Source organism: Brevundimonas sp. UBA4553, from assembly GCF_002387245.1.
GTDB lineage: Bacteria > Pseudomonadota > Alphaproteobacteria > Caulobacterales > Caulobacteraceae > Brevundimonas.
On sequence record NZ_DGLD01000010.1, the window covers coordinates 46,401 to 73,292 of the forward strand.

Annotated in this window: 25 protein-coding genes; 7 read left to right on the top strand and 18 right to left on the bottom strand. The window is 69.4% G+C overall.

What is annotated here, in order from left to right; all coding sequences use genetic code 11:
- Positions 1–37: 37 nt before the first annotated feature.
- The 3 genes from B4A39_RS06145 to B4A39_RS06155 are packed head-to-tail and all read right to left on the bottom strand — an operon-like array spanning position 38 to position 1,598.
- Positions 38–961 (bottom strand): alpha/beta fold hydrolase, encoded by a 924-nt coding sequence (locus B4A39_RS06145; protein WP_292034394.1) that lies wholly within the window; start codon positions 959–961, stop codon positions 38–40.
- A 35-nt stretch (positions 962–996) separates the two neighbouring features.
- Positions 997–1,194 (bottom strand): helix-turn-helix transcriptional regulator, encoded by a 198-nt coding sequence (locus tag B4A39_RS06150; protein WP_105562402.1) that lies wholly within the window; start codon positions 1,192–1,194, stop codon positions 997–999.
- On the bottom strand, positions 1,194–1,598 hold the full coding sequence (locus tag B4A39_RS06155; RefSeq protein WP_292034404.1) for a hypothetical protein: 405 nt from the start codon (positions 1,596–1,598) through the stop codon (positions 1,194–1,196). The genes B4A39_RS06150 and B4A39_RS06155 overlap by 1 nt, the downstream gene beginning before the upstream one ends.
- A 133-nt stretch (positions 1,599–1,731) precedes the next feature.
- Here B4A39_RS06155 and B4A39_RS06160 point away from each other — a divergent pair, with 133 nt between their 5' ends.
- Entirely contained in the window at positions 1,732–2,388 is a 657-nt protein-coding gene (locus tag B4A39_RS06160; protein WP_292034406.1) for a class I SAM-dependent methyltransferase, read from the top strand.
- 6 nt (positions 2,389–2,394) lie between these two features.
- Here the strand turns inward: B4A39_RS06160 and B4A39_RS06165 are convergent, their stop codons facing one another.
- The 3 genes from B4A39_RS06165 to B4A39_RS06175 form a co-directional block, all read right to left on the bottom strand.
- Positions 2,395–2,967: an NADPH-dependent FMN reductase gene (locus B4A39_RS06165; RefSeq protein ID WP_292034408.1), complete on the bottom strand. Its 573-nt coding sequence runs from the start codon at positions 2,965–2,967 to the stop codon at positions 2,395–2,397.
- Positions 2,968–3,043: 76 nt separating this feature from the next.
- Positions 3,044–4,354 carry a nicotinate phosphoribosyltransferase gene (locus B4A39_RS06170; RefSeq protein ID WP_292034410.1) on the bottom strand — a complete coding sequence of 437 codons (1,311 nt, stop codon included), beginning with the start codon at positions 4,352–4,354 and terminating at the stop codon, positions 3,044–3,046.
- 2 nt (positions 4,355–4,356) lie between these two features.
- The gene (locus B4A39_RS06175; RefSeq protein WP_292034412.1) at positions 4,357–6,213 is read right to left on the bottom strand and encodes a monovalent cation:proton antiporter-2 (CPA2) family protein; all 1,857 of its coding nucleotides are present in this window, start codon (positions 6,211–6,213) and stop codon (positions 4,357–4,359) included.
- A 185-nt stretch (positions 6,214–6,398) separates the two neighbouring features.
- On the opposite strand from B4A39_RS06175, the gene B4A39_RS06180 reads away from it, so the two are divergent.
- Positions 6,399–8,309 (top strand): vWA domain-containing protein, encoded by a 1,911-nt coding sequence (locus tag B4A39_RS06180; RefSeq protein WP_292034413.1) that lies wholly within the window; start codon positions 6,399–6,401, stop codon positions 8,307–8,309.
- Position 8,310: 1 nt separating this feature from the next.
- Here B4A39_RS06180 and B4A39_RS06185 read toward each other — a convergent pair whose 3' ends face one another.
- Positions 8,311–9,399, bottom strand: coding sequence for a flavodoxin family protein (locus B4A39_RS06185; protein WP_292034415.1), 1,089 nt, complete (start codon positions 9,397–9,399; stop codon positions 8,311–8,313).
- 140 nt (positions 9,400–9,539) lie between these two features.
- On the opposite strand from B4A39_RS06185, the gene B4A39_RS06190 reads away from it, so the two are divergent.
- The 5 genes from B4A39_RS06190 (at position 9,540) to B4A39_RS06210 (ending at position 14,664) form a co-directional block, all read left to right on the top strand.
- Positions 9,540–9,953, top strand: a complete 414-nt coding sequence (locus tag B4A39_RS06190; protein WP_292034417.1) for a CBS domain-containing protein — start codon at positions 9,540–9,542, stop codon at positions 9,951–9,953.
- 90 nt (positions 9,954–10,043) lie between these two features.
- Complete coding sequence (locus B4A39_RS06195; RefSeq protein WP_292034419.1) at positions 10,044–10,622, top strand: hypothetical protein; 579 nt, start codon at positions 10,044–10,046, stop codon at positions 10,620–10,622.
- A gap of 113 nt (positions 10,623–10,735) precedes the next feature.
- Positions 10,736–13,126, top strand: coding sequence for a PAS domain-containing sensor histidine kinase (locus B4A39_RS06200; protein WP_292034421.1), 2,391 nt, complete (start codon positions 10,736–10,738; stop codon positions 13,124–13,126).
- A gap of 1 nt (position 13,127) precedes the next feature.
- The gene (locus B4A39_RS06205; RefSeq protein ID WP_292034423.1) at positions 13,128–13,454 is read left to right on the top strand and encodes an energy transducer TonB; all 327 of its coding nucleotides are present in this window, start codon (positions 13,128–13,130) and stop codon (positions 13,452–13,454) included.
- Positions 13,455–14,031: 577 nt separating this feature from the next.
- Positions 14,032–14,664: a hypothetical protein gene (locus B4A39_RS06210; protein WP_292034424.1), complete on the top strand. Its 633-nt coding sequence runs from the start codon at positions 14,032–14,034 to the stop codon at positions 14,662–14,664.
- 162 nt (positions 14,665–14,826) lie between these two features.
- Here B4A39_RS06210 and B4A39_RS06215 read toward each other — a convergent pair whose 3' ends face one another.
- From B4A39_RS06215 to ccmE, 11 genes are all read right to left on the bottom strand, one after another.
- Positions 14,827–15,345 carry a periplasmic heavy metal sensor gene (locus B4A39_RS06215; protein ID WP_292034426.1) on the bottom strand — a complete coding sequence of 173 codons (519 nt, stop codon included), beginning with the start codon at positions 15,343–15,345 and terminating at the stop codon, positions 14,827–14,829.
- Positions 15,342–15,770: a hypothetical protein gene (locus tag B4A39_RS06220; protein ID WP_292034427.1), complete on the bottom strand. Its 429-nt coding sequence runs from the start codon at positions 15,768–15,770 to the stop codon at positions 15,342–15,344. The genes B4A39_RS06215 and B4A39_RS06220 overlap by 4 nt, the downstream gene beginning before the upstream one ends.
- Before the next feature lie 16 nt (positions 15,771–15,786).
- Positions 15,787–16,359: an RNA polymerase sigma factor gene (locus tag B4A39_RS06225; protein ID WP_292034430.1), complete on the bottom strand. Its 573-nt coding sequence runs from the start codon at positions 16,357–16,359 to the stop codon at positions 15,787–15,789.
- A gap of 63 nt (positions 16,360–16,422) precedes the next feature.
- Positions 16,423–17,055 carry an EF-hand domain-containing protein gene (locus B4A39_RS06230; RefSeq protein ID WP_292034432.1) on the bottom strand — a complete coding sequence of 211 codons (633 nt, stop codon included), beginning with the start codon at positions 17,053–17,055 and terminating at the stop codon, positions 16,423–16,425.
- 65 nt (positions 17,056–17,120) lie between these two features.
- Positions 17,121–20,018, bottom strand: coding sequence for a bifunctional [glutamine synthetase] adenylyltransferase/[glutamine synthetase]-adenylyl-L-tyrosine phosphorylase (locus B4A39_RS06235; protein ID WP_292034434.1), 2,898 nt, complete (start codon positions 20,016–20,018; stop codon positions 17,121–17,123).
- A complete protein-coding gene (locus B4A39_RS06240) occupies positions 20,018–21,433 on the bottom strand; it encodes a sensor histidine kinase (protein WP_292034435.1) in 1,416 nt (471 codons plus the stop codon). Before B4A39_RS06240 ends, B4A39_RS06235 begins: the two co-directional genes overlap by 1 nt.
- 21 nt (positions 21,434–21,454) lie before the next feature.
- The gene (locus B4A39_RS06245) at positions 21,455–22,126 is read right to left on the bottom strand and encodes a response regulator transcription factor (RefSeq protein WP_248117903.1); all 672 of its coding nucleotides are present in this window, start codon (positions 22,124–22,126) and stop codon (positions 21,455–21,457) included.
- Positions 22,127–22,192: 66 nt separating this feature from the next.
- Complete coding sequence (locus B4A39_RS06250) at positions 22,193–23,758, bottom strand: Do family serine endopeptidase (RefSeq protein WP_292034437.1); 1,566 nt, start codon at positions 23,756–23,758, stop codon at positions 22,193–22,195.
- Positions 23,759–23,894: 136 nt separating this feature from the next.
- Complete coding sequence (locus B4A39_RS06255) at positions 23,895–24,398, bottom strand: cytochrome c-type biogenesis protein (RefSeq protein ID WP_292034438.1); 504 nt, start codon at positions 24,396–24,398, stop codon at positions 23,895–23,897.
- Positions 24,395–26,383: a heme lyase CcmF/NrfE family subunit gene (locus B4A39_RS06260; protein WP_292034723.1), complete on the bottom strand. Its 1,989-nt coding sequence runs from the start codon at positions 26,381–26,383 to the stop codon at positions 24,395–24,397. Before B4A39_RS06260 ends, B4A39_RS06255 begins: the two co-directional genes overlap by 4 nt.
- The gene (gene ccmE / locus B4A39_RS06265; protein ID WP_292034440.1) at positions 26,380–26,871 is read right to left on the bottom strand and encodes a cytochrome c maturation protein CcmE; all 492 of its coding nucleotides are present in this window, start codon (positions 26,869–26,871) and stop codon (positions 26,380–26,382) included. Before ccmE ends, B4A39_RS06260 begins: the two co-directional genes overlap by 4 nt.
- Positions 26,872–26,892: the final 21 nt, after the last annotated feature.

Consider the following 26,892-nt stretch of genomic DNA (forward strand, 5'->3'; position numbering starts at 1 on the left):
CACGCTCATCCTCCCCCGTTCGCGGGGGAGGATCGTCTCACCTCAAAAACTCATCCATCAGCACGCCCAGCCGCTCCGGCTGATCCACCATGATGAAGTGCCGCGCGTCATCCACCCGCACCAGCTTCACACCCGGCAGGGCTGCATACTCCCGTCCCCACAAACCGTCCGCCATCGCGGCAGGCGCACCGCCCCCGGCGTCCGCCGCGTAGACAGCCCAGACCGGCGTCGTCATGGCCGCCAGACCGGGCCGCACGTCGGTCGTCATCACTTCCCGGATGGCCGAGGCCATGGCGTGACGGTCAGACGCCATCGACCATTCCACCATGACTGCGCGCGCGGCCTCGGTCTTCATCATGCCGACCGCCGTCTGTTCCTGCTGCCGACGGAAGCTCGCCGCATCCGCGCCCAGGATCGCGGCCGCCGCCTGATCGGCGAAGGGGCGGGCGCCTTCCGCCGTGGCCGCCGGCCCGAACATGGCGCTGAAGAAGGGCAGGCTGTCGACACTCATCACCCGTTCAACCGCCTCGGGGCGCTGCTGCGCCAGCATCAACCCAGCCAGTCCGCCCATGGAATGGCCGATCACGGCAGGCCGGTTCAGCGTCGCCGCATAGCGCGCCAGTTCATCGACCGCAGGCTGCACAAAGGCCCCGTCGCCATGCGTCCAGGGCTCGCCCGCAAACCCGGACAACTGCACCAGATGCACCCGATGCGTCGCCGCCAGGCGTTCGGCCAGCGGTCGCCACACCTCGCGCGAAGACGCGAAGCCAGGGATCAGGATCACGTCCGGTCCCTGCCCGATCACCTCGACCGACAGCCGGTCCGAGGTGAAGGCGGGCGCTTCGATCCGCGCGGGTTCAGCATGGGCGGCCGTGAAGACGCTGCCGGCGGCCAGCCCCACGACCGAGGCCAGCAGGAGGGCGCGCAGGGTCGAACGCCCGTTCAGACGGTGATGCAGCATGGCGATATCCTTGTAAGGTTAAGCTGACAAAAACGTCAGCCGTGCGGGTTCTCGAAAACCTCTTCCACCGGTCGCGCGAACAGGGCGGCGATACGATAGGCGAGGTCCAGCGACGGGTCGTGCTTCTCGGTCTCCAGGGCGTTGACGGCCTGACGCGAGACCCCCAGCGCCTGCCCCAGCTGCTCCTGGGTCCAGTTGCGCTCGACGCGCAGCAGCTTCAACCTGTTCTTCATCAGTTCGACGACCGGATGAAGGGCGAGACCACGCCGAACACGGCCCAGAACAGCGGATAGATCAGCCAGCCCTCGGCGTGGGGCGCTCCGGCGAAGCTCTCGCCAAAGCCCCAGGCGCTGAACAGGGCCATGGCCACGCCCGCCGCGACGATGAACTGCTTGGCGGAGACGGCGCGCACGAACTCGTCGCTGTCGCGCATGAAGCTCAGGGTGGCCCAGATCTGACCCGCGATGGGCGCAGAGACCGTCAGGGCCAGGGCCCAGGCGGCGGGGGTGTTCTGGATGGTGTCGAAAGCCCCGCCGATGGTCGCCAGCATGACGGCGACATAGCCGCCCATGAAGGCCATGGTGCGGACCACATAACGGCGACCGGCGGGGGTGTTCTGCTTGCTCATCGTCAACATGACAGGCGCTCCTGACTGAATGTAAGGCTTACCTTACTCCACAAAAATGTCATGTCAACCTGACTTTTCGTCAGGCGCGCCTGACCTTCAATCCCGCCTCGCGCCGGGCGCCCTTCTGCCCTAGACACCCTTCATGCGCCTGACCCCCGCCAACGCTCCCGACTTCATCGCCGCCAACACCCGGCTGCAGGCCGTGCCGCACGCGCCCGAGATTTCTCTGTGGCTGGCGGACGAGATCACGCCCCTGTGGCGCCTGACCGAGGAAGAGCTGGGCGCAATGGGTCTGCCCCCGCCCTTCTGGGCCTTCGCCTGGGCGGGCGGGCAGGCGCTGGCGCGCTGGCTGCTGGATCACCCGGCCGAGGTCGCGGGCCGGCGTGTCGTCGATCTCGCCACGGGTTCCGGCCTTGTCGCGGTGGCGGCGATGAAGGCGGGCGCGGCCAGCGTCCTGGCCGCCGATATCGACCCGTTCTGCGCCGCCGCCGTCGCCGCCAACGCCCAGGCCAACGGCGTCGAGATCGCCTTCACCGACGCCAACCTGCTGGACGCCCCGCCACCGCCCGCCGACCTGATCTGCGCCGGCGACGTCTTCTATGAAAAGCCCATGGCCGAGGCGGTGCTGACGTGGCTGAAACAGGCGCAGGCCAACGGAACCCGCGTCATCGTCGGCGATCCCGGCCGCACCTATTTTCCCAAATCTGGCCTCACCCTGCTGGCGGAATACACCGTCCCCACCACCCGCGAGCTGGAGGATCAGGAGGTCAAGCGCTCGCGGGTCTGGTCGCTGGACTGATCGCGATCAGGCGTCGCGCGGCAGGACCGTCAGCACCCGCGCCATGAACTGGTGGAAGGCCTCCATGTAGTCGCGCAGGAACTGCTCGGTCTCGGGCACGCTGACCTTGCCGTCGTCGTCGATCAGGTCCTTCTTGAACTGGATATAGGCTTCGGGCGCGTTCATCTGCGGCGCCTGCAGGAAGCCCAGAATCGGCCGCAACACCTGCTGGCCCACCGCCGTGCCGATCGCTCCCGGCGAGGTCCCGATCACCGCCGTCGGCTTGTTGGCGAAGCTATTGGTTCCGTAGGGGCGGCTGGCCCAGTCGATGGCGTTCTTCAGCCCGCCGGGAATGGAGCGGTTGTATTCCGGCGTCACGAACAGGATGGCGTCGGAACCCTTGATCGCCGCCTTGAAGTCCGTCGCCACGGCCGGATAGTCGGCGTCGTAATCGTAGGAATAGAGCGGCAGGTCCGCGAACGAAATCTCGTGAAACTTCAACTTCTCAGGCGCGACCCTGATCAGGGCCTTGGCCAGTTTGCGGTTGATCGAACCCTTGGCCAGACTGCCGACGATATAGCCGACGTTGTAGGTGGTCATGACGCGCATCCCGCTGGATTGAGACGACGCCGTCCGTCGCCTCTGGCGAAATGCGTCACCAAGCTTTGCGGTTCCCTCAGACGACGACCGCCTGCCGCCCTCGTCCCGCCTCGCCGAAGACCCGCAGATAACGCGCGATCTCGGCCGGGTCGCCGGTGGCCTTCTCGACATTGTCCGACAGCTTGACCGCCGAACGCCCGCCCGCGCGGATCACCTTGCAGACGAGAGAGATGGGCGTCAGTTCCGGCATGGGCGCCGGAGCGCAGTCGCGGAAGTCGTTGGTCAGATTGGTGCCCCAGCCGAAGCTGGTCCGCACCCGGCCCTTGAAGTGGGCGTGGGTCGCCTCGATCGTATCCACGTCCATCCCATCGGCGAAGACCAGCAGCCGTTCACGGGGGTCACGCCCCTGCGCCGCCCACCAGTCCAGGATCTCCTCCCCGCCCTCGATCGGGGGCGCCGAGTCCGGGCGGAACCCCTTCCAATCCGCCAGCCAGTCGGGCGCATCGGCCAGAAAAGCTCGGGTCCCGAACGCGTCCGGCAGCGCGATCAGCAGGTTGCCGTCATAGGTCGCGCGCCACTCCTCCAGCACCTGATAGGGCGCCCGCCGCAAGGCCGCGTCGTCGTCCCCCGCCAGCGCCGCCAGCACCATCGGCAGTTCGTGGCCGTTGGTGCCGACCGCCTCCAGATCATTGTTCATGGCCAGGAGGACGTTGGACGTGCCGATGAAGGCGCTCCCCAGCCCCTCTTTCAACGCCTCGACGCACCAGCCCTGCCACAGGAAGCCGTGCCGCCGCCGCGTGCCGAAGTCCGAGATCGACAGGGGCTCCAACTTCCGCAACCGCTCGACCTTGCCCCACAGCTTGGTCTTGGCCCGCGCATAGAGAACGTCCAGCTCGAACCGTCCCAGCCGCCGCAACGCCCGTCGGCTGCGCAGCTCATTCAGGATCGACAGCGCCGGAATTTCCCACAGCGTGACCTCGGACCAGGGTCCAGAAAACTCCAGCCTGAACTGTCCGTCGGCCCCGCGCGAAAGGTCGTATTCGGGCAGGCGATAGTCCGCCAGCCAGGCCAGAAAGTCGGGGCTGAAGATCGACTTCACGCCATAGAAGGTGTTGCCGCCCAGCCAGATCAGCTCCCGGTTTGAGAACCGCAGCGTCCGCGCATGATCCAGTTGCGCCCGCAGCTCCCCTTCGTCCACCTCGTCGGCCAGGCGCACGCTGGCGGTGCGGTTAATGACGCTGAACGTCACTGGCGTGTCGCGATGCCGGCGCCAGATCAGTTGCAGCATCAGCAGCTTGTAGAAGTCCGTATCCAGCAGGCTGCGGACTATGGGATCCAGCCGCCAACCGTGATCAAAGGCCCGCTTGGCCAGATCGACGCCCGCCATGCTCAGTCGGCCTCGCGCTCGATCACGGCTTCGCGCGGGGCTTCGTCCTCATTGACCAGCCGCCCTTCGCGCGCCGGCTTGATGTAGGGTTCGGGCTGCGGCGTCACGGCGTTGCCGCGCATCAGCGCCCGCCCCGCGGTCAGCCCCCCGGTGAGTTGCAGGTCCAGGCGTGCGGCGTCGCGGCGACGCACCTCAGCCACCGTGTCCGCCGCCTCGTCCTCGGACACGCCCAGATCCACCAGCACCGCTTCGCCGAATTTCAGCGCCGACTCGAACGTCTCGCGGATGTGATAGTCGACCCCCGCCTCGATCAGGCGCAGCGAATGCCCCCGGTCAAAGGCCCGCACGAACAGCTTCACGCCCGGAAACTCCGACTTCACCAACTGCACGATGCGATCGGCGGCCTCAGGCTTGTCGACGCAGACCAGGACCGCCTCGGCCTTGCCCGCCCCCGAGGCTCGCAAGGTATCCAGACGCGTGCCGTCGCCGTAGTAGACCTTGAAGCCGAAATTGCCGGCCGCCTGGATCATCTCCACGTCGTTCTCGATGATCGACACGTCCACGTCGCGCGCCAGCAGGGGCTGCGACACCACCTGGGCGAAGCGGCCGAAGCCGATGATCAGCACCTGGCCGCGCAGACCGTCCGCCGAGTCCACGCCCTCGGCGTCTTCAGGCGACAGCCCTGCCTCCTTCGGCAGCCAGCGCTTCATGGCCAGCGTCGTCAGCGGGGTCAGGGCCATGGACAGGATGACGATGGCCGTCAGGGCCGCGCTGGCCTGACCGTCGATCACCCCGCCCGCCGCCGCCGCGCCATACAGGACAAAGGCGAACTCGCCGCCCTGAGCGAACAGGGCCGCCCGCTCGATCGCCTCGTGATGACGCGCCTTGAACACCCGCGCCACGATGTAGATCACCAGGGCCTTGACCAGCATGAAGGCCAGCAGGCCCGCCACCACGACGCGCCAGTCAGCAATCACCACCCCGATGTCCAGCGCCATGCCGACCGACAGGAAGAAGAGCCCCAGCAGGATGGCGCGGAACGGCTCGACGTCCGCTTCCAACTGGTGCCGGAAGGTCGAATCTGACAACAGCACCCCGGCCAGGAAGGCGCCCATGGCCATCGACAGGCCGACCTCGTTCATGATCCAGGCCGTGCCCGCCACCACCAGCAGAGCGGCCGCCGTCATCACTTCGCGCCCGCCGTTGCGCGCCAGGAAGCGGAAGGCCGGATTGATGGCGTAACGCCCGGCGACCAGCACCCCGGCCACCGCCGCGACCGCCAGGCCGATGGTCTGCCACAGCGGCGTGGCGCTCTCGCTCGCCGTCCCGACCGAGGCGGCCAGGATGGCGACGATAGCCAGCAGCGGCACGATGGCCAGGTCTTCGAACAGCAGGATGCTGACCGCCCTCTGACCCTGCGGCGTCGGCAGGTCGCCCCGCTCCTCCAGCATCTGCACGATGACGGCGGTCGAGGACATGACGAAGCCCATGGCCCCGACGAAGGCCACCGGCGCCGACACCCCCGCCGCCATGGCCACCAGGGTCAGGGCCAGACCCGCCAGCCCGACCTGGGCCGCGCCCAGGCCGAAAATCTCGTTCCTCATCCCCCACAGGCGCTTGGGCCGCATCTCCAGACCGATGATGAACAGGAAGATGACCACGCCGAACTCGGCGACGTGCAGGATGGTCTCCGGCTCGCGGAACAGGGCCAGACCGAACGGGCCGATGGCCGCGCCCGCCGCCAGATAGCCCAGCACCGAGCCCAGCCCGATCTTGCGAAAGACCGGCACCGCCACGACCCCCGCCGCCAGCAGAGCCGCCACATGGCCCAGATCCAGTCCCGTCGCCGCGTCGGCCATCGCTTACCCTTGTCTCAAGCTTGAACCTCCATTGTGGGGGCGAAGCGTCGCGATTGCGAGGGGCGAAGCTGTCGAGACGTCGGTGCCACACCTGCCCCCAGTCGACGTCCCCGCGAAAGCTTCGCCACAGTTCCGCCGAACATCGTCATGCTAGTTGTCATTGCAGGGATGGAGGAGATCGTTCGATGCCCAACCGCAAACCGCCCAGACGCCACCCGGCGCCGATGACCCTGGCCGCCGTCGCCGCCCTGATGACCGCCGCGCCCGCGCCGGTCATGGCCGCGCCCTTCCCCCAATCTGTCAGAGACGGAGCCCCGACCGACGCCGCCTGTCGCGAGTTCGGGTTCAGCCTGACGCCGCCCGCGCCGCCGCCCCTCCTGCACCGGACTTCGCCGTCGCCCGCCCCATCTGTCGCGATCCCGCCGGCCCGGAAGCAGGACCGGGTCGAATACAGCGGCCCGCCGGTCATCCTGCCCGGACCGCCGCCTCCACCGCCCCCGCCTCCGCCCGCCCCCCCGGCGCCGCCGCGCCCCGCGGTCATCTCGACCACGCCGGACGGCCGAACCACCGTGGACGGCGCGGTCGTCAGCGGCTCCCGCATCGTATCCCAAACGGCCGGTTCGCGGGTTCGGCCCGTCCCCGCCCCCGCCCCTGCTCCAGCCCCAACCGAGCGCTATCCCGACGCCACGCCGAACCCGGTCAAGCGCACGGCGGAACAGCCCGTCTCGACCTTCTCCATCGACGTGGACACCGCCGCCTACGCCAATGTCCGCCGCTTCATCGATCAGGGTCAGACCCCGCCGCGCGACGCCGTTCGCGTCGAGGAAATGGTCAACTACTTCGACTACGGCTACGCCCGCCCCACCTCGGCGGCGCGTCCGTTCGCCGTCTCCACCGCGGTCGCCGCCTCGCCCTGGTCGCCGGGCCGCCAGATCGTCCATGTCGGGCTCCAGGGCTACGAACTGCCCGAGGGCCAGCGCCGTCCGCTGAACCTCACCTTCCTCGTCGACGTCTCCGGCTCCATGCGCAGCCCGGACAAGCTGGACCTCGCCAAGCAGTCGATGAACCTGATCATCGACCGTCTGCGGCCCCAGGATCGCGTCGCCGTGGCCTATTACGCCGAGGGGGCCGGCACGACCCTGGCCCCCACCTCGGGCAATGAGAAGCTGCAGCTGCGCTGCGCCGTCGCCTCGCTGCGAGCCTCCGGCGGCACGGCGGGCGCCACCGGCATGACCAACGCCTATGATCAGGCCCAGTCCAGCTTCGGCCGCGACAAGGTCAACCGCATCCTGATGTTCACCGACGGCGACTTCAACGTCGGCGTCACCGACGACAAACGGCTCGAAGACTATGTCGCGGACAAGCGCAGGACGGGGATCTACCTGTCCGTCTACGGCTTCGGGCGCGGCAACTATCAGGACGCGCGGATGCAGGCTATCGCCCAGGCTGGCAACGGAACCGCCGCCTACGTCGACGACCTGAACGAAGCCCGCCGCCTGTTCGGCCCGCAGTTCGACAAGGGCGCCTTCCCCATCGCCGACGACGTCAAGATCCAGGTCGAGTTCAACCCCGCCCGCGTCGCCGAATGGCGGCTGATCGGTTACGAAACCCGTCTGCTTAACGAGGAAGACTTCAACAACGACGCCGTGGACGCCGGCGAGGTCGGCTCGGGCGCGTCGGTCACCGCCCTTTATGAAATCACCCCGGTCGGCGGACCGACGCAAATTCCGGAGCGTCGCTATCCCGATAACCGCATCACCACCGGCGGGGGCGATCCGAACGGCGAGATCGGTTTCATCCAGGTCCGCTACAAGCAGCCCGGCGCCGCCCGGTCCGAACTGATCCAGCAGGTCCTGGCCAACCCCGCGGGCGACCACGTCAGCGCCCAGCCGCCCGAGGCGACGCGCTGGGCCATCGCCGTCGCCGCCTTCGCCCAGAAACTGCGCGGCGATCCGTGGATGAGCGCCGACTACGGCTGGGACGCCATCCTTGAACAGGCGCAGGGCGCGCGCGGCGACGACCTCTACGGCGACCGGGCCGAGTTCGTGCAACTGGTCCGGGCCGCGCGGACCCTGCCCGAGCGATCCACGCCCTGACCTATTTCTGGCGCGGGCCGTCCAGCCCCTCGTCGGTCGATTCCAGTCGACCGGCGCGGCGGGCCCGCATCGACCGCGCCAGTTCCTCGGCGGCTATCCTCACCTCGGCCTGGATGTCACGATCCTTGTCCAGAGCATCGTGGCTTGTGGCGTAGGGCTCGAAATAGCCGATGTAGCGGTCGATCTCGGCGTCGGGTCCGGCGGGGATCAGCTTCATCGACTTCAGCCAGTCGGCCACCGAGCGGCGCACGTTCTCGGCCCCCTCTACGTCGCCGTGCGCCACCACCGCAAAGGTGCGGCCCGCCAGATGCCGGGGATAGTCCCAGCCCTCCAGCTCCACCGCCTTGGCCTTACTGGCGTCCTTGCCGTGGGTCAGGGTCGGATCGGGATTGCCGCCGTCGGCGCAGACCAGCCGGTCAATCATCAGCTTCAGCGAGCTGGAGGTCTGATACCAGTTGACCGGGGTGACGATGAAAACCCCATGCGCCTCGACCCACAGGGGATAGATGTCGTTCATCCAGTCATGAACCTGCCCCAGGGAATAGTTGGGATAGCAACTGCATGGCCAGTGACACAGCGCCGCCGCCGTTGAGAAGCAGGCCTTGCAGGGATGGATTTCGCGTCCGTACTCCGAGGCCAGACGCGACAGGTCCAGCACCGTCGTCTCGATCCCGGCCGACTTCAGCGCCGCCTCAGCAATCTGGGTCAGCCGCCAGCTCTTGGACATTTCGCCAGGACAGGTGTGCTCCGACCGCGACGAGCCGTTGATCAGCAAGGCGCGCAGCGGGCCCTTGGCGTCGTCGTGCCGCCCCTGCGCCGCCTCGATCGCCGCATGAGCGTTGATCCAGTCGATCGACAGGTCATAATCGGGATCGGCGTAGCCGGCGCCGGCCTTCTGCGTCACCGGGCTCTTGCGACCCTCTATGTAGCCGTCCCAGGCCACGGCGGCGACTTGATCAAGGGCGTCGCGCATCTTGTCGAAGGCCGGGTCCTGATACTGGCTCAGATAGCGCGTGATGAAGTCCTCCCGCGACAGTTCCGGCGAGGGCATCCCCTTGCGCGGTTCGGGCGTCTTCACGGCATCGGTCATGGGCGGTTCTCCGGACGATCGGCTTCTGGCCTAACGACAGGCGCTGGGCGCCGTTCCGCGACGATGGCCCGCCGGAACCGGGCCCGCCCGTGCGGGTTCCTCCCGTCAAGCCTGACAAACCGTCGGCAAGGGAGAGACGCATGAAAATCCGCGACGTGATGAGCAAGGACGTGCAGGTGGCCCGTCCCAACGACACCATTCAGGAGGTGGCCGCCCGCATGGCGGCGGGCGATTTCGGCTTCATTCCCGTGGCCGACGGCGAGAACCTGGTCGGGGCCATCACCGACCGCGACATCGCGGTGCGCGCTGTGGCGTCCGGCGCCGCCCCGAACGCGCGCGTGGTCGAATTCCTCAGCCGCGACGCCCTGGTCGTCCGCGCCGACGACGATCTGAAGGCCGCGCTGGATCTGATGAGTTCGCGTCAGGTGCGCCGTCTGCCCGTGGTCGACAAGGACGGCCGTCTGGTCGGCGTGGTGTCGCTGGGCGACCTGTCGACGCGGGTCAAGGAACGCTACGCCGGCGAGGCGCTCGAAGAGATCTCCCGCCCTTCCTGACCTTCGGCCGTTCATACCCCGCTAACTACGTCGCGGAACCCGACGATAACGGCTCGTGCGCCAAGCTGACCCTTCGCAAGGAGAATCCGCATGGCGCGCGCGCAGTTCCAGAAGGGCCAGAAGGTCTGGGTCGAAAGCGTCGGCGCCTGGGCGCAGATCGAGAAGGTCCAGCCCATCTGGGCCAAGGGGTTCGATGAGCCGGTCCGTATCACCTACGATGTGGGTCTGGGCCGGGAGTTCACCGCCGCCGAACTGCAGATGCCGGCCGAGGACGCTGCAGCGACCGCCCTGGGCGACTGGCGCATCCTGCGCGCCCGCAACAAGTGGCAGGAGCCGGCCGACTGCGCCCACCACCCCTTCCCGGGCAGCTATCCGGTCGTCGTCACCGACAAGGCCGACTGGGGCGGCTGGCGGGTGCCCGGCGCCGAATACGACCGCGACCCCGAACGCATCGAGTTCCAGTCCCGCCTGATCGCCGCCGCGCCCGACCTGATGGAGCTGGCTCGCGAGCTGGTGGAGACCGTGTCGGAATCGCCCGAGGACGCGCCGCCGGAAAGTGTTCGCATGGCGCGTCGTGCGCGCGATATCCTGCGCCAGATCACCGACGTCCTGGCCCCGCCCGTGGACGCCCCGCGCACCCCGGCCGGCGCCGCCGAAGAAGCCGCCTGAGTCATTCCTGCATCTGTTCGCCTGCAAGGTGAAAAGCCCGCCACGCCGGGCCTCGACAGGAATCCGCGACGCAGCCTAGATTCCCCTCTGCTGTTCAGGATGAGAGGATCGGCTTGCAGGGCAAGGAGCGCCGCAGCTATCAGCCGGGCCGCCGGGCTTCGGATCAGACCACGCGCGGGAGCCTGCCGTGGGTGCGCGTCCTGCTGCTCGCCATCGCCCTGGTCATCACCGCCTACGCCCTGCTGGTCGTCCGGGACGACGGCCGCCCCCGCCGCGAGGCCCAGGCGGTCCGCCTTGAGGCCCTGAGACTGGAGGCCCAGCGCGCCGCCGGCCAGATCACCGCCCGCCTCGCCCTGACAGACCGCGCCCTCGATCTCATCGCCCGCGATCTGGCCGAGCAGCCTGCGCAGGCGGTCGAGGCCCTGGACCGCGCACGTATCGTCGCCCCCGACGCCGGCTTCGTGGTCAGCGACGCCGCCGGGGGTGTCGTGGCCGCCGCCGGCGGCAAGGCGGAGGCCTCGACGCGCGCCGCCTCCGGCTATGCGCTACACGACAACGCCCTCCTGACCCGTCGCCCGCTGGGGGATGGCCGCGCCCTGTCGGCCCGCACCCCCTTGCCGTCGCTCAAGGCCGATCTGGGCGGCGCCGGCCTCAGCCTCGTCCCCGCCGGCCAGGCCCCCGCCGACGCCGACCGGCCGACCCGGGACGCCGAGGGGCGCCTGCGCCTGACCGCCTCGGCCCCCGTCGGCGCCTCCGGTCATGCCGTCGTCGCCTCCATGCCCGTCGCGGGCGGCCTGTCCGCCTGGCTGGACGACGCCTGGATGGTGGCCGGGCCGCTGCTGCTGGTCCTGCTGATGCTGGCCGTTCTGGCGGTGCAGAACTGGCGTCAGACCCGCGCCGGTCGCCAATGGGCCGACACCGAGCGTCGCTTCCGCGTCGCCGTAGAAGCCGCCCGTTGCGGCGTCTGGGAATGGGATCTGGCGCGCGGCGAGGTGGTCCTGTCCGACTACATGGCCGCGATGCTCGAGGTCGAGCCGGGCCAGGCCCTGACCACCCAGGCCCTGATCGAGAAGGTCCACCCCCGCTATCGCGAGACCCTGGTCGACGCTCTGGACCGGGCCGCCGCCGACGGCGTCTTCGACGTCACCTTCCCCGTGCCTCTGAAATCGGGGGGCGTCCGCTGGATCGACGCGCGCGGCCAGTCGCGCCAGTCCCGTCGAGACGCCGGCTTCACCAGCCTGCTGGGCGTGGCCCTCGACATCACCGAGGCCCGCCGCTCCAAGGCCCAGGCCCAGGCCGCCGAGAACCGCCTGCGCGACGGCATCGAGAGCGTGTCCGACGCCTTCGTCCTGTTTGACCGTCAGGGTCGCCTGATCCTGTGGAACCAGGCCTTCCAGGACGCCTTCGCCTTCCCTGCCGGCGTCGTCCGGCGCGGAGCCCAGAAGGACGCCCTGAACCTCATCGCCGCCGAGGCCGTCAAGGCCGAGCACCCTTCCGCCAGCGGCCGCGCGGGCGTGCGCGAGGTGGAGCTAAAGGACGGCCGCTGGCTGCAGATGGCCGAGCGCTTCACCGGCGACGGCGGCACCGTGGTCATCGCCGCCGACATCACCGTCATCCGTCGCCAGGAGGCCGAACGCCGCCGCGCCGCCGATGAACTGCGCGGCATGGTGGCGGCGCTGGAGGACCGTGAGGCCAGGCTGTCCCTGCTGGCCCGCAAGTATGAAGTCGCCATGACCCGCGCCGAGGCCGCCAATCAGGCCAAGTCCGAGTTCCTGGCCAATATGAGTCACGAACTGCGCACCCCGCTGAACGCCATCAACGGCTTCTCCGAGATCATGGCCGGCGAGATGTTCGGCCCCCTCGGCGACCGCCGCTACAAGGGCTACGCCGCCGATATCCACCAGTCGGGCCAGCATCTGCTCAGCCTGATCAACGACATCCTCGACATGGCCAAGATCGAAGCCGGCAAGCTGACCCTGCACTATGAATCCGTGTCCCTGAACAGCCTGTGCAACGACGCCATCCGCCTGATGCGCGGCAAGGCGATGGAGTCCGGCCTGACTCTGGGCCTCGTCGCTCCCGAGGCGGTGCAGATCGAGGCCGACCATCGCGGCCTGAAACAGGTGATGCTGAACCTGATCTCCAACGCGGTGAAGTTCACGCCAGAGGGCGGCGCCGTCACCGTCACGCTCGCCCCCCACGACGCCGATCACGTGCGCGTTTCGGTGACCGACACGGGCATCGGCATCGCCGCCGCCGACCTGGACCGCCTGGCCCAGCCCTTCGAGCAGGTCGAGGGCCAGCACTCCAAGACGACACAGGGCACCGGTCTCGGCCTGGCCCTGACCAAGTCGCTGATCGAACTTCACCGCGGCCACATGACTATCGAAAGCGAACCCGGCCACGGCACCACCGTCTGGTTCGACCTCCCCATCCGCGCCCCCGAGGGCGCCATGGCCCCGCTCGGCGCCGCCCCCCAGCGGGTTCAGGCGCAGGCGGCCTGAAATGCTGATTGCGATGCTGGCGATAGCGGTCTTGCAGACCGACACGCCCCAGGAGGATTTTCCCAGAGGCGCTTTCGTCACAGTGCAATGTGTCGCCGGGCCGAACAACGCGGCCCGTGACTGCCGCGCGCTCGAAGCCAGCCACCCCGGCCAAGGCTTCGAGAGCGCGGCTATTGCGGCGGTCAGTCGTGGGCGGATCGGCCAGCGTCAGGGCGTCGCGGTGGGTCAAGCCTTCCGGATTAAGATCAACTTCCGCCTCGATGACGGAGGCGCCCCGCCCGCCCCGCCGCCACCCAGCGACGCCGAGGCGCAGCCCAACGCAAACTGACCGGCTGCCCGGCTTGGCCACCAACGCCTGACTTCGGCGCGAAAGCCTCGGACTGCAATCGACCCGTTGCGGACCTTAGATGAGCTGCGGCTTTGGCCGGAAGATGCCGTCCGCGATTTGGTGCGCAGTTTGACGAGGCCTTCCTGGTCTGCCTCGACAACTGGGTGAAGGGATGGGCAAATAGCGGATGTCCCTGTTGCTCGCCTTTGCGATCCAAGTGGTTGTATCGCCTACCGCGCACTGCACGGGCGCGCGGCGAAATGAGGTATGCACGGAAACGGGCCGGGCTGAGCTTCGGCAACAACTGGGGCTTCAGCCATTAGAGGTGGAGACGGCGCAAGGGTTCGAAGTCTATCGTGCGTTCTACCTTGAGGGGGGCGGAGCACGGCCAGCGGTCGCCTTCGTTCGCCGTCCGGGACAGAACCCGTCAGTCGAGGTAACGGCGGGCGTCGGCAGCTCTATGCAGGCCGATGTCCCCCTAGACGTCTGGAGCCTAGTCCAAGCCGCAGGTCAGGTCGCCGACCTAGCCGTTGTTCCAAGACAGGGGTCAGAGGGCGCATGCATGGACGGCGGGGCGGTGTTTGCCGAAATTGGCCTGCCGGCTGCCAACTCGCGAAGCCCGGCGATCAATCGGCAGCGGGCGGCGAGCAACTGCCAGGACAGTGGAACACTGTTTTTCTCCCGACTTCTGGCTCAACTGGCAGAGCGGCTGCTCCCCGGTTGTGCAGCGATCCCTCACGATTTCCTTTCGGATGCAGTCACGCGACTTTATTATTGCCGGCGGCTAACTGGCGACCAAATAGCCGCCGCCGAAGTCATGGGTTTGGCGCACCGTGAGGCGAGCGTCCGGGAGGATGACTCCGTAGGCCGCAAGCGAGCGGAGTGGGCTCGCGCCACGGGCGTGAATCCTTGGACCCGGCTGCGGTGGGCCGGTGAAGATGTTCCGCCGAACTCGGGCGGACGCGACGCAGGGGGAGCCACGGATTTCCTGATCGCCAGGTCGGAGGAAGCCCCCAGCCTAAGGTTCCATCCGGTTGCCTTCAATGGTGTGTCGGCCACGGTCGTGGAGGTGAGCGGGCATGCGTCCAAGTCCGCCGAACCAAACAGTGGCTCGCTATACGCCAACTATCGTCAGGTTTGGCGGCGCACCGCCGGCCAGGAATGGCGCGTTACAGAGTGGTCAGTCGAACCGTTCACACCCGTTCTGTAGCCGTCCACGGGGCCTCGCTAAGGCTGCAAGCCTAGGTCCGCCCCCCCTTAGCTGACGTCGTTCAGCACGTCAGCTTTCAGCCTCCGTATTTGATGATCGGCCGTGCCGCCGATGCCGGTCATCCCGGATCAGCCTGGCGGTCGTCCGGGATGACCGGCAGGATTACGGGCGGGTCGCCGCCTCGGGCGGCGCTGCCTTCTCGGCCTTCTCGGGCTTGCGGGCGTCGCGTCTCGGTTTGTGGCGCGACAGGATGGGGGCCAGGGCCTTGCGGTCCGCCGGGCTAAGCTGGCTCAGGGTGGCGACAGCCCCGGCCTCCAGCCGCGAGCGTCCGCGCGCCTCGGACGCGCGCGAGCGTTCCAGCAGGGCGGCGACCGCCACGGGATCAAAGGTCTCGGCTCCGGTCAGGGCGATAGCCTCGCGTCGCGCCGCGCGCGCCTCGTCGAAGTCGGGCCGCGCCTGCATGGCGGCCGCCCGCAACTGCGCCTTGACCTGATCGCGCACCGCCGGATCCATCCGTTCGATGACGTCCCAGACCGGCTCGCCGCGGCCCGGGCGCTGCGCCTCGGCCACCCTTTGCTCGACCTTCTCGCGCGCCACCCAGACCGCGCCGCCGGCGGCCACGGCGAAGACGTTCAGGGCGACCGAGACGGCCAGGGCGATCTTCAAGCTACGCGACGTCATCCGCCCAGAACCTCCGTGTCGTCCGCACTGGTCAGACTGGCCTGATAGAGCACCGCATCCGCCTGGACGTCAGCGGTCATGTGGCTGGTCAGATTGATCCCGAACACCACCCCGGCGCAGGCCGCCGCCGCCCATCCGGCGCCCGACAGCCAGGCCAGCGGCCCGATGGCGCCGCGACGCCGCGCCTTCAGCCCCGCCCCCGCCGCGCTGGCGATCACCGCCTCGCGCAGGGCGTGCGACGGCGCCGGTCGCGGCGCGGCGTCCAGCAGGGCGTCCAGCCCGTCGGCCTCGCGCAGAAGGGCGGCCGCGCGCGGGTCCGCCGCTATCAAGGCGCGCGCCGCCTCGCGCTCGGCCTCGGGCCAGCGCCGCAGATCGCCGCCATAGGCGTCGGCCAGATAGTCAAAACGCTCGTACGTCATCGTCATGGTTCCAGCCCCCGCCTTACCCATTCGCCGCTCTCACCGCATTGGGCGCCATATCGGCCAGCGCCGCCCGCAACGCCCGCCGTCCACGCGACAGCAGGCTCTCCAGGGCCTCGACGCTGACGTTCATCAGCCCCGCCGCCTCGATGTTTCCCAGTTCCTGATAGTGACACAGGACGATGGCTTCGCGCTGCCGCTCGGGCAGCCTGGACAGCGCCGCCTCGACCCGCGCCCCGGTCTCCATGGCCAGCAGGCCCCGGTCCGGGGCCGGCCCGTCGTCGGGCCGATCCGGCGGCGTCTCCGTCGCGATCTCGCGCCGACGCCGCAGCCGGTCGTAGCAGAGGTTCAGTCCCACCCGGTGCAGCCAGGTGTCGAACTTGGCCTGGCCCGGCGTCCAGCGCGGCGCCTGTCGCCAGGCTCTCAGCATCGCTTCCTGCGCCACGTCCTCAGCCTCCGTCGCGTCGCCCAGCATCCGCTGCGCCAGCGTCAGCATGCGCGGCAGCTTGCGAGCGACCATGGCCTGGATCGCCGCGGGGTCGCCCTGACCCACGCGCCGCACCAGATCCTCGTCGGGGTCGGCGATCTTCGCCAAGCCAGCCTCTTTCGCCGTTCACGAAACGGGCCGACGGTCCAGCCGCCTTCCCCGACATCTTCCTTACTCCGAAGCGGGCGTCGAAGGCGACGCCGCAGCGGCCGGCGTCGCCTGGCGGCGCTCCTGACGCTTCTGGCGCATCTCGGCGCGGCGCGCCTCCATGCCCGCGCGGCGTTCCTCACCCGTCAGCGTCCCGTCGCGGTTGGCGTCCAGACGCGTGAAGGCCTCGGTCGCCTTCTGCTCGGCTTCGGCGATGACGATGGGCGCGCGGCCCTCGCCGCTCCGACCGATGCGCGCGACGCCCCGATGCATCCCGCCGCGATGGCCGCGACCGGCGCGCTGTTCAGCCCGCTGGCCGCCTTGGCCTTGCGCGCGCGGCGCGTCGAACTCGGCGCGGCTGATCGAGCCGTCCTTGTTCGCGTCCAGACGGTCGAACATGGCGGTGCGGCGTTCGGCCCGCTTGGCCTGGCCGGCGGCGCGCATTTCCTCGGCCGTGACCGTGCCGTCCTGATTGGCGTCGGCGGCGCGCAGGCGCTCGACCCGGCGCGCGACGAAGTCGGCCTGCGTCACCGGCTGGGCCATGGCGGCCCGCGCCTGACGTTGCGGCCCGGCCGGCGCTGCGGTCTGGGCTGCGGCCACGCCGCCAAAGGCGGTCAGAAAGGCGATAGCGGCGACGCCGCCTAGGGTCTTGTTCATCTCGAATGGTCTCCACGGGCCGAAGCCCGAAAAACTCCCTGTCGAGAAATGGAACGCCGCCCGGATCAGTTTCCGTCGCGAGGAGAATCCAGACCGCCCGGCAGCGCGTCTTCAAAGGCCCGCCGCGCCCTTTGGCGCAAGTCGGTCAACCGCGCCTTCAGGGTCTCGAAGTCCGACGCCCCCACCGTCGCCGCCAGCCGCCGCTGGAAGCCCGCCGGCTCCGCGTCGGGGTCGCCGCGTCCGTCAAAGGCGCAGGCCATCAGTTGCCCCAGCTGCTGATGCGTCCGCCAGGTCTCGGCCAGGACGGAGTCCGCCTTCAGCGCCTCCAGCGTCGAAACGGTCAGCGCCTCGCCCGCCGCCGCCGCGCACAGCTGGCGATACTGGGCGACAAACTCGGCGTCCACCTGCGCCCCCGCCGACAGCTTCAGGTCCCAGAACCCCTTCGGCCGCCGCTCGCGATCCATCAGGTCGCGCATGGCCCGCACGTCGCGCGCCACGTCCACGCCCGGTCGCGGTCGCCGCAGCGCCGCCTCCAGCGTCGCCTCGACCCGCGCGCCGAAGGCCGCGTCGCTGGCCCAGACCAGCCGCCCGCGCGTCAGGGCCATGAACTCCCAGGTCTCGGCCTCCGTGGCGTAATATTCCTCCAGCGCCTCCAGCCGCACCGACACCGGCCCCTTGGACCCGGTCGGCCGCAGCCGCATGTCCACCTCGTACAGCCCGCCCTCGGCGGTGTGGGCCGACAGGGCGGCGATCAACCTCTGGGTGAAGCGCCCGTAGAAAAGGTCCGCGCTCCAGCCCTTGCCCGCCGAGGCGGCCTCGGGCGCCGCGGCGTAAACCGTCATCAGATCCAGATCCGACCCCGCCGTCATCTCGCGCGACCCGGCCTTGCCCAGGGCGACCACGGCGACCGCCCCCTCGAACGCACCCCCCATCCGCTCGGCCTCGGCCAGGGCCGCCGGCGCCAACCCCCGCATGCAGGCGTCGGCCAGCGAGGTGTTGGTCAACCCGGCCTGCTCGGCTGTGGTCCGGCCGGTGACGACATGCATGCCGATGCGGAACACCTGCTCGCGATGCAGGCGGCGCACGGCGTTCATGGCCCCTTCGAAGTCACCGGCTTCCTGCGCCTCGCGCACCACCTGATCGGCCAGACCCGTATCGGTGCCCAGCGCCGTCAGGAAGCGGGCATCCAGCACCCCGTCCAGCGCCTGCGGCTGCCGCCCCAGGGCGCGCGCCAGACGCGGCGCAAAGGCCATGACCCCGACCACCAGGTCGAACAGCCCCGGCTGGTTCAGGAACAGGGCCTGCACCTGAACTCCGGCGCTCAGCCCGGAAAAGAACACGGCGAACCGCCGGAAGGCCGCGTCCGGCGCCCCCGTCTTCGCCACCGCCGTCAGCAGTTGCGGGGCCAGTCGCGTGAACAGCTCGCGTCCCCGCGCCGTCCGCGTCGCCGGAATGCGGCCGTGGTGCCAGCTGCGGATCGTGTCCGACACGGTCGCCGGCTCGGAGAAGCCCATCCGCTTCAGGGTCTCCAGCGTGCCCGGATCGTTCTCGACGCCGGTGAAGACCAGACTGCCATAGGGCGACGACAGCTCCTCGCCCCCCTCGAACAATTCGCCATAGCGCTGGTTGACCCCGACCAGCAGGGCCTCGACCGCCGCATCGAACGCAGACAGGTCCCCTTCTCCCGCCAGCGCCGCGACATCGGCCCGGCGCTCGGGATCGACCGGCAGGACGTGGCTCTGCTCGTCGGCCAGCATCTGCACCCGGTGTTCCAGACCGCGCAGCTCGACATAGGCGGCGGCCAATTCGTCGCGCGCTTCGACCGCCACATGGCCGCGCTCGGTCAGGGCGCCCAGCGCCTCCAACGTCCGCGACGAGCGCAGGCCCGGATCGCGTCCGCCCAGGATCAACTGCTGGGTCTGGACGTAGAATTCAATCTCGCGAATGCCGCCACGGCCCAGCTTCAGATTGGCGCCCGCGGCCTCCAGCCCCTCGCCGGTCTTGTGGACGTGGATTTGCTTCTTGATCGACTGGATGTCGAGCACCGCCTGATAGTCCAGACTGCGACGCCAGACGAAGGGGATCAGGGCCTTCAGGAATTCCGCGCCCTCGGCCGCATCCCCGGCGCAGACCCGCGCCTTGATGAAGGCCGCCCGCTCCCAGTTCTGACCCACGGATTCGTAATAGGCCAGCGCCATGGGCGCCGCGACCACCGGCGGAGTCGAGGACGGATCGGGCCGCAACCGCAGATCGACCCGGAAGACATAGCCGTCCGCCGTCCGTTCGCTCAGCAGGGTCGCCAGACCCTGGGCCAGCCGATTGACGAAACCCTGCGCCTCCACCCCCTCGCCCAAGGCGCTCTCCAGCGTCTCCGGCTCGAAGAAGAGCGACAGATCGATATCCGACGAATAGTTCAGTTCGAACGCCCCGCCCTTGCCCATGGCCAGGACGAACAGGCCAGGGACCGGACCGCGCGGATCGTCCGCCGTCGAGGTCAGCTTGCCGCGCCGCCGCTGGTCATGCGCCAGACACCGCAGGGCCGCCTGGGTCGTGGCGTCCGCGAACCGCGACAGAGCGCCCGTCACCGCGTCCAGGTCCCAGACCCCGCCGAGATCGCACAGGGCGGTCAGCAGATGCAGTTCAGCCTTCAGCCAGCGCAACGGCGCCCTGGCCTCATCCGCCGGTCCATCGATGGCTTGGGTCGCGGTCAGAATCTCGGCCAGCCGCGTCTCGGGCGACGTTTCCAGGATCTGCCGCAGCCGTTCGGGCCAGCGCCGCGCCAGTCCGGCCAGATAGGGCGAGGCCGCAAACACCGGCTCCAGCGCCTCCCAGGCTCCAACCAGCGTCGCGCGCCAGCCGTACTCGTCCGCCGCCTCCGCCAGCCGCTCGTGGATACGCCGGGCGGCTTCGACGTCGCGCAAGGGCCCGCATGGCCTCAACTGCGCGCCCAGCGCCCCGTTCATCAGGCCGCCCCGCTCGCCGGCGGCAGGACCAGCGCCACCCGCAGACCCGGCCCCTGCCCGCCATAGGCACCCGGCCCTTCATCCAGTTGCACCCGGCCGCCGTGCGCCTCGGCCACCGCCGTCACCAGCGACAGACCCAGGCCCGAGCCCGGCTCGGTGCGGCTGTTGTCCAGCCGCACGAAGCGTTGCAGCACCCGCTCGCGGTCCTTGTCCGGCACGCCCGGCCCGGTGTCGGTGACCGAAAACTCGATCTCGCCCGACGAGCGCCGCCGCGCTCGGAACTTCACCGCCCCGCCCTCAGGGGTGTATTTGATGGCGTTGTCGATGATGTTGGCCAGGGCCTGGGCCAGGAAGGGCTGGTTGCCCTCGACCATCAACCCTCTCTCGATCTCGGCCGAGAACTCCAATCCCTTGTCCTCGCCCGACGGTTCGTAAAGCTCGGCCATGTCTGTCGCCAGCTCGGCGGCGTCGAACACCTTGGGATCGGGCGCCCCGCCCGCCTGCAGCCGGGCGATGGCCAGAACCGTGTTGAAGGTCTTCAGCAACAGGTCGGCCTCGTCCAGGGCGACGCCGAGCGCGTCCACGCCGGACACCTTGCCCGCTTCGGCGTCGATCAACGCCACCTCCAGCTTGGCCCGCATCCGCGTCAGCGGCGAGCGCAGGTCGTGGGCGATGGCGTCCCCCGCGTGGCGGATCGAGGCCATAGAAGCCTCCAGCCGATCCAGCATGGTGTTCAGCCCCTGGCCCAGTTCGTCCAGTTCGTCGCCGGAATGGCGGATCGGCGCCCGCGCCTTCAGATCGCCCTCCTGCACCGCCGTGACCACGCGGTTCAGCCCGCCCATGGCCCGCTCCACGCCTCGGCTGATCCACAGCCCGCCGCCCACGCCCAGCACCAGGACCATGATCATGGCTCCCCACAGGGCCTGGGTCAGCCGCGCCAGATAGGCTTCGATGTCGCCGATGTCCTCGCCGACGAACAACTGCTCGCCCCCCGACAGGGGCATCTCCACGCCGATGGCCTGGCGCTTGCGCACGCGCCCCTCCTCGTCGGTGTCGGTCAGTCGGAAGTCGTCCCAGCGCCCGCCCTGCACCGCCTCGCCTGGCTCCAGCGGCGAGGTCGAGATATTGCCGGTGATCGTCTGCCGATCCTTGTCCATCAGCAGATAGAGATAGGAGCCGCCCCGCAGCGTCCGGTCCACCAGCGCCTGGTTCAGGGCGTTGACGCCCCGCGTGCGATAGACCGCCGTCAGAGCCTCGACCTCGTTGCGCACCCCCGCCTCGGCCCGCGCCCGCGCCTCGGACGCCGAAGCGACATAGACATAGGCCAGCACAGCGCTGGCCGTGGCCACGAACAGCGCCAGAAACAGCAGCGTCAGCCGAAACGGCGTCCGCCGGAAGAGAGAGGGGAGTTTCACGTCAGGCGCGCAGCCAGAGGCTTACGCCTCCAGCCGATATCCCGCGCCGCGCACGGTCTGCAGCATGGCCTTGTCGAAGCCCTTGTCGATCTTGGAGCGCAGGCGGCTGATGTGGACGTCGATGACGTTGGTCTGGGGGTCGAAGTGGTATTCCCACACCTTCTCGAGCAGCATGGTGCGCGTCACCGACTGGCCAGCGTGGCGCATCAGGAACTCCAGCAGCTGGAACTCGCGCGGCTGCAGGTCGATCTCGGTCGTTCCGCGATGCACGGTGCGGCCGATCAGGTTCATCTCCAAGTCGCCGACCTTGAGCACGGTCTGCACTCCGCCCGTCTCGCGACGACGGGCCAGGGCCTCGACCCGCGCGATCAGCTCGGCGAAGGCGTAGGGTTTCACAAGGTAGTCGTCGGCGCCGGCCTTCAGGCCCGTCACCCGGTCCTCGACTTCGCCGAGCGCCGACAGGAACAGGACCGGCGTCTGATCGCCGCCCTTGCGCACCGTCTCGACCATGCCGACGCCGTCCAGACGCGGCATCATGCGGTCCACGACATAGACGTCGTAGCCGCCCTTCTGCGACTCAAGCAGGCCGAAGGCGCCGTCCACGGCGTGCGTCACCTCGTGCCCGGCCTCGCTCAGGCCTCGCACCATCGCGGTCGCCGCCTCGGCATCGTCCTCGACCACCAGAATACGCATGGGCCCCTCCAGAAAAAGATTCGGCGGCGATGTTAGCGCATCGCCGCCGATCTCGTGAGTTACGCCTTATTCAGACTTGGCGAAGGGCAAGACGATCGGTGCATTGCCGCCGGGGGTTCGCACCAGCAGCAACACTCCGGGCCGCCGCGCCGCTCGCACCGCCTCGACCGCATCCCGCAGATCCTTGACCGAGGTCAGGTTGCGGCCGTTGGCCTGCACGATCACCATCCCCGGCTGGAAACGCAGGCGGCCAGCCTCGGAGCGAGCCTCCACCGCCGTCACCACCACGCCACGCGCGCTCTCAGGCAGGTCATAGCGACTGCGCAGGGCGGCGCTGATCGGCGCCACCGTCAGACCTTCGACCTTTTCCCCCGCCACGGCGGCCGGGGCGTCCGGCGTCGCCTCGTCGCCGCCTTCGACCTCCGCCGCGCCGAGATTGGCCGGGCGGGTGCCTGCGCGCAGGGTGATCGTCTGGCGACGACCTTCACGCAGCAGTTCCAGACGCAGGGTTTCGCCTGGCTGGACCGCTCCGACCGCGCGCGTCAGCTCATTGCTGCCCTCGATGGGGCGCCCGTTCAGGCTGACGACCACGTCGCCCGCCTGCAGACCGCCCTGATCGCCCGGCGCGCCGGCCGTCACGTCGGTGATGTAGGCGCCCTTGGTGTTCTCGGGCAGGCCCAGGCTCTCGCGGTATTCGTTGGTCAGATTGCCGATCGTCACGCCCAGATAGCCGCGCTCGATCTTCTCGCCGCGCATCAGCCGATCCGTCGTCTCCTTGGCGATTCCGGCCGGGATGGCGAAGCCGATGCCGACCGATCCGCCGGTGGGCGAGAAGATCGCCGTGTTCACGCCGATCACCCGACCATAGATGTCAAAGGTCGGCCCGCCCGAGTTGCCCCGGTTGATCGCCGCGTCGATCTGGATGAAGTCGGTATAGGGGTTTTCGTTACCGCCGATATCGCGCGCCTTGGCCGAAACGATGCCCGCCGTGGCGGTGCCGCCCAGACCGAAGGGGTTGCCGACCGCGATGACCCAGTCGCCGACACGCGGCTCGGCCTTGTCCTCGAACGAGACGAAGGGGAAGGTCGAACCTTCCACCTTGATCACCGCCAGATCGGTCAGGGGATCGCGACCGATCAGACGCGCCTTCAGCTCACGACCGTCGCTCAGCTTGACGTTGATCTCCTCGGCGTTCTCGACGACATGGTTGTTGGTGACGATGAAGCCGTCGGCCGAGATGAAGAAACCGGATCCCGTGCCCAGGGCCGTGGTCGAGTTGTCGTCCTCGCCCTCTTCACCCGAGCCGCCGCCGCGCGGCTGGCCGGGGATGGGCACGGCGCCGAAGCCGGGAATCTGCAGCACGCCGGCCGGGCGCTGGACCCGCGTCTTGACGTCGATCTGCACCACGGCGGGCGCGACCTGCTGGAAGATGTCGGCGAAGCTCAGCGGCGCGCCCTGCGGAGGCGCAAAGGCCAGACCCGCCGCCCCGGCCGAGGGAACCAGCTGTCCGACGGCCTGCGCCGCAGGCGCGGCGTGCGCGCCCGGCCAGCTGATGACCCCGCCCGCCGTCGCGGCGGCGGCGAAGGTCAGGCCGACCGCGGCCCCCAGAATGAACTCCTTGCGCTTCAGCATCGTCGTCCTTGCAGTCCTGAAAGCCGGAGCTCCAAAAGCTCCGTTCGCCCATGGATATAGGGGCTTATGGCCAAAGCCAATGCACGCCCTCGCGATGGTTGGTCCTGATCCGCGTTCGCCGTGAGGCGCGCTTGCGTCAGGATCGCGGCGAAACGCTCTCGCTTTCGTCAGGTTCGGCGGTCAGTTGCGCCAGCGCCTGTTCTTCCTCGGGCGTCAGGGGCGGCGCCTCGGCCCGTTTCCGTCGCGAACGCCAGACGAAGACCGTCCCCGCCCCCAGCACCAGGGCGAACGGTCCGAACCACAGCAGCCAGGTCCCCGCCCGCACCGGCGGCTGGAACAGGACGTAGTCGCCGTAGCGCCGCACCAGATCGGCGCGCACCGCCGCGTCGCTCTTGCCGGCCGCGATCTCTTCGCGGACCAGGCGGCGCATGTCGGCGGCGATGCCCGCCGGGCTGTCGGCGATGGATTCGTGCTGGCAGACCACGCAGCGGATGTCGCCGAACAGGGCCCGCGCCCGCGCCTCCTGGCCTGCGTCCGGCAGGGGTCGATCCGGCGCCGGGGGCGGTTCAGCCAAAACCATGCTCGGGGCCGCGCCCGCCATCAGGCTCAGCGCCCCCGCCAAGGCCGCAAGGCGTCTCATGCCCCGGCCTCCACGGTCTTCTTGCGCGATCCCACCCCGACCCGCAGCCGCCGGTCCAGCAAGGACAGCACGCCGCCCAGAGCCATGATCATCGGGCCGAGGAAGATCAGCCGCGCCCAGGGATTGTAATAGACCCGCACCGTCCACGCCTGCCGCCCATCCTCGGACCGCGCCCGCTCGCCCATGACCACATAGACGTCGTCCAGCCCGCGGAAATCCAGCCCGACCTCTGTCGTCGTCTGGCCCCCCGCCGGGAAGAAGCGGCGCTCGGCGGTGACGATGCGCTCGACCGCTTTCCCATCGACCGGCATGACGGTCATCCGCCCCTGCTCGGCCAGATAGTTCGGCCCCTCGATCACCTCGACGGCGTCCAGTCGAACCTTCCAGGGCCCCGACGCCACCACGCCGCCCAGAGGAACCGCCGCTGCGGCCTCGGCCTTGAAGCTGGTCTCGACCACGGCCCCCAGGATGAAGACCCCCAGCCCCGCATGAGCCAGGGTCATGCCCCAGGCTCCCAGCGGCAGGCCCCTGGCCCGACGCAGGGTCTCGCCCAGCGGCGCCCGGAACGCCTTGGTCCGCGTCGCCAGCTCGGCCAGAGCGCCAAGAATCAGCCAGGCCCCGACGCCCAGCCCCGCCGCCGCCAGCGCCTTCTTCGGCTCGAACAGCAGGAAGGCCGCAAACGCCGCCAGGACCGCCAGACCCGCCGCCAGCCACAGCCGCTGCAAGGCCCCTTTCAGGTCGCCGCGCTTCCACGCCAGCAAGGGCCCGGCGGGCAGGATCAGACAGGCCACCAGCAGCAGAGGGACAAAGGTCGCGTTGAAATAGGGCGGCCCCACCGAGATGGTCGCCCCTGAAATCCCCTCGAGGATCAGCGGATAGAGGGTCCCCAGCAGCACCGTCGCCGCCGCCGCCGTCAGGAACAGATTGTTCAGCACCAGCGCGCCTTCACGGCTGATCGGCGCAAAGGCCGCGCCAGACCGGATCGCCGGCGCCCGGAACGCGAACAGGATGAAGGCCGCGCCGGCCGCCACGCCCAGGATGGCCAGCAGCATCATCCCGCGCTCGGGGTCCACAGCGAAGGCGTGAACGCTCGTCAGCACGCCCGAGCGCACCAGGAAGGCCCCCAGCATGGAGAAGGTGAAGGCCAGGATGGCGAGGAAGACCGTCCACCCCGCCAGCGCCCCGCGCCGCTCGGTGACGATGGCCGAGTGCAGCAGGGCCGCGCCCGCCAGCCACGGCATGAAGGACGCATTCTCGACCGGGTCCCAGAACCACCAGCCGCCCCAGCCCAGTTCGTAGTAGGCCCAGAAGGACCCCAGGGTGATGCCGACCGTCAAGAAGGCCCACGACGCCAGCGCCCACGGCCGCACCCAGCGCCCCCAGGCCGGATCGACCCGCTTCTCGATCAGGGCCGCGACCGCCAGCGAAAAACAGACTGAAAATCCGACATAGCCCGCGTAGAGCAGCGGCGGGTGGAAGGCGAGCGCCGGGTCCTGCAGCAAGGGATTCAGCGACGCCCCCTGCACCGGCGCCGGGTCGAGCCGCGCAAACGGATTGGAGGTGAAGACGGCGAAGGCCAGGAACATGGTCGACAGCGCGCCCTGCACCGCCACGCTCGAGGTCTTCAGCCCGAACGGCAGACCGCGCGCCAGGGCCAGCGCCCCGCCAAAGCCGGTCATGACCAGACACCACAGCACCAGCGAGCCCTCGTGGCTGCCCCAGGCGGCGGCCACCTTGTAGAGCATGGGCTTGTCGGTGTGGCTGTTCAGCGCCACGTTCGACACGGAGAAGTCCGACACCGCAAAGGCGTAGATCAGGGCCGCGAAGGCCAGCGCCGTCGCCGCCGCCGAGGCGATCAGCGCCCCGCCGCCCGCCCCCGCCAGCACAGGGCTGAGCCTCAGCCGCCCCGCCGCCGCCAGCCCCGTCGTCAGCGCCGACAGCACCAGGGCCAGGATCAGGGCGAACGCCCCCAGTTCGACGATCACAGGCTGCGGCTCGCGGTTGCCGGCGGGGCTTCGCCCGTCTCCGGCCGCCACTCGCCCTTTTCCTTCAGGCGGTCGGCGACTTCGCGCGGCATATAGGTCTCGTCGTGTTTGGCCAGCACCTGACTGGCTTCAAACACGCGGTCGGGCCGAAACGCCCCCTGCGCCACGATCCCCTGCCCCTCGCGGAACAGGTCGGGCAGGTCGCCGTGATAGCTGACCTTGGCCGTCCCGGCGTTGTCGGTGACGACGAAGACCACCGTCCCGTCCGCGCCCTTGACCACGCTACCGGCCTCGACCAGCCCGCCCAGACGGATGACCCGGCCCGCCGGCGCGGCCTCCTCGGTCACTTCGGACGGCGAGAAGAAGTAGGTGACGTTGTCCTTCATCGCCCACAGCGACAGGCCGACCGCCAGCGCCAGCACCGGCGCCGCCGCAGCCACGATCCACAGACGCCGCCGCGCCTTGGGCGATTTGGGAAGCCAGCTCATCTCAGGACATCACGGAAGGGT

Bases quoted from the DNA above. Each gene is read 5' to 3' on its own strand.
- B4A39_RS06145 (WP_292034394.1), bottom strand. From the start codon at position 961: ATGCTGCATCACCGTCTGAACGGGCGTTCGACCCTGCGCGCCCTCCTG.
- B4A39_RS06150 (WP_105562402.1), bottom strand. From the start codon at position 1,194: ATGAAGAACAGGTTGAAGCTGCTGCGCGTCGAGCGCAACTGGACCCAG.
- B4A39_RS06155 (WP_292034404.1), bottom strand. From the start codon at position 1,598: ATGTTGACGATGAGCAAGCAGAACACCCCCGCCGGTCGCCGTTATGTG.
- B4A39_RS06160 (WP_292034406.1), top strand. From the start codon at position 1,732: ATGCGCCTGACCCCCGCCAACGCTCCCGACTTCATCGCCGCCAACACC.
- B4A39_RS06165 (WP_292034408.1), bottom strand. From the start codon at position 2,967: ATGACCACCTACAACGTCGGCTATATCGTCGGCAGTCTGGCCAAGGGT.
- B4A39_RS06170 (WP_292034410.1), bottom strand. From the start codon at position 4,354: ATGGCGGGCGTCGATCTGGCCAAGCGGGCCTTTGATCACGGTTGGCGG.
- B4A39_RS06175 (WP_292034412.1), bottom strand. From the start codon at position 6,213: ATGGCCGACGCGGCGACGGGACTGGATCTGGGCCATGTGGCGGCTCTG.
- B4A39_RS06180 (WP_292034413.1), top strand. From the start codon at position 6,399: ATGCCCAACCGCAAACCGCCCAGACGCCACCCGGCGCCGATGACCCTG.
- B4A39_RS06185 (WP_292034415.1), bottom strand. From the start codon at position 9,399: ATGACCGATGCCGTGAAGACGCCCGAACCGCGCAAGGGGATGCCCTCG.
- B4A39_RS06190 (WP_292034417.1), top strand. From the start codon at position 9,540: ATGAAAATCCGCGACGTGATGAGCAAGGACGTGCAGGTGGCCCGTCCC.
- B4A39_RS06195 (WP_292034419.1), top strand. From the start codon at position 10,044: ATGGCGCGCGCGCAGTTCCAGAAGGGCCAGAAGGTCTGGGTCGAAAGC.
- B4A39_RS06205 (WP_292034423.1), top strand. From the start codon at position 13,128: ATGCTGATTGCGATGCTGGCGATAGCGGTCTTGCAGACCGACACGCCC.
- B4A39_RS06215 (WP_292034426.1), bottom strand. From the start codon at position 15,345: ATGACGTCGCGTAGCTTGAAGATCGCCCTGGCCGTCTCGGTCGCCCTG.
- B4A39_RS06220 (WP_292034427.1), bottom strand. From the start codon at position 15,770: ATGACGATGACGTACGAGCGTTTTGACTATCTGGCCGACGCCTATGGC.
- B4A39_RS06230 (WP_292034432.1), bottom strand. From the start codon at position 17,055: ATGAACAAGACCCTAGGCGGCGTCGCCGCTATCGCCTTTCTGACCGCC.
- B4A39_RS06235 (WP_292034434.1), bottom strand. From the start codon at position 20,018: ATGAACGGGGCGCTGGGCGCGCAGTTGAGGCCATGCGGGCCCTTGCGC.
- B4A39_RS06245 (WP_248117903.1), bottom strand. From the start codon at position 22,126: ATGCGTATTCTGGTGGTCGAGGACGATGCCGAGGCGGCGACCGCGATG.
- B4A39_RS06250 (WP_292034437.1), bottom strand. From the start codon at position 23,758: ATGCTGAAGCGCAAGGAGTTCATTCTGGGGGCCGCGGTCGGCCTGACC.
- B4A39_RS06255 (WP_292034438.1), bottom strand. From the start codon at position 24,398: ATGAGACGCCTTGCGGCCTTGGCGGGGGCGCTGAGCCTGATGGCGGGC.
- ccmE (WP_292034440.1), bottom strand. From the start codon at position 26,871: ATGAGCTGGCTTCCCAAATCGCCCAAGGCGCGGCGGCGTCTGTGGATC.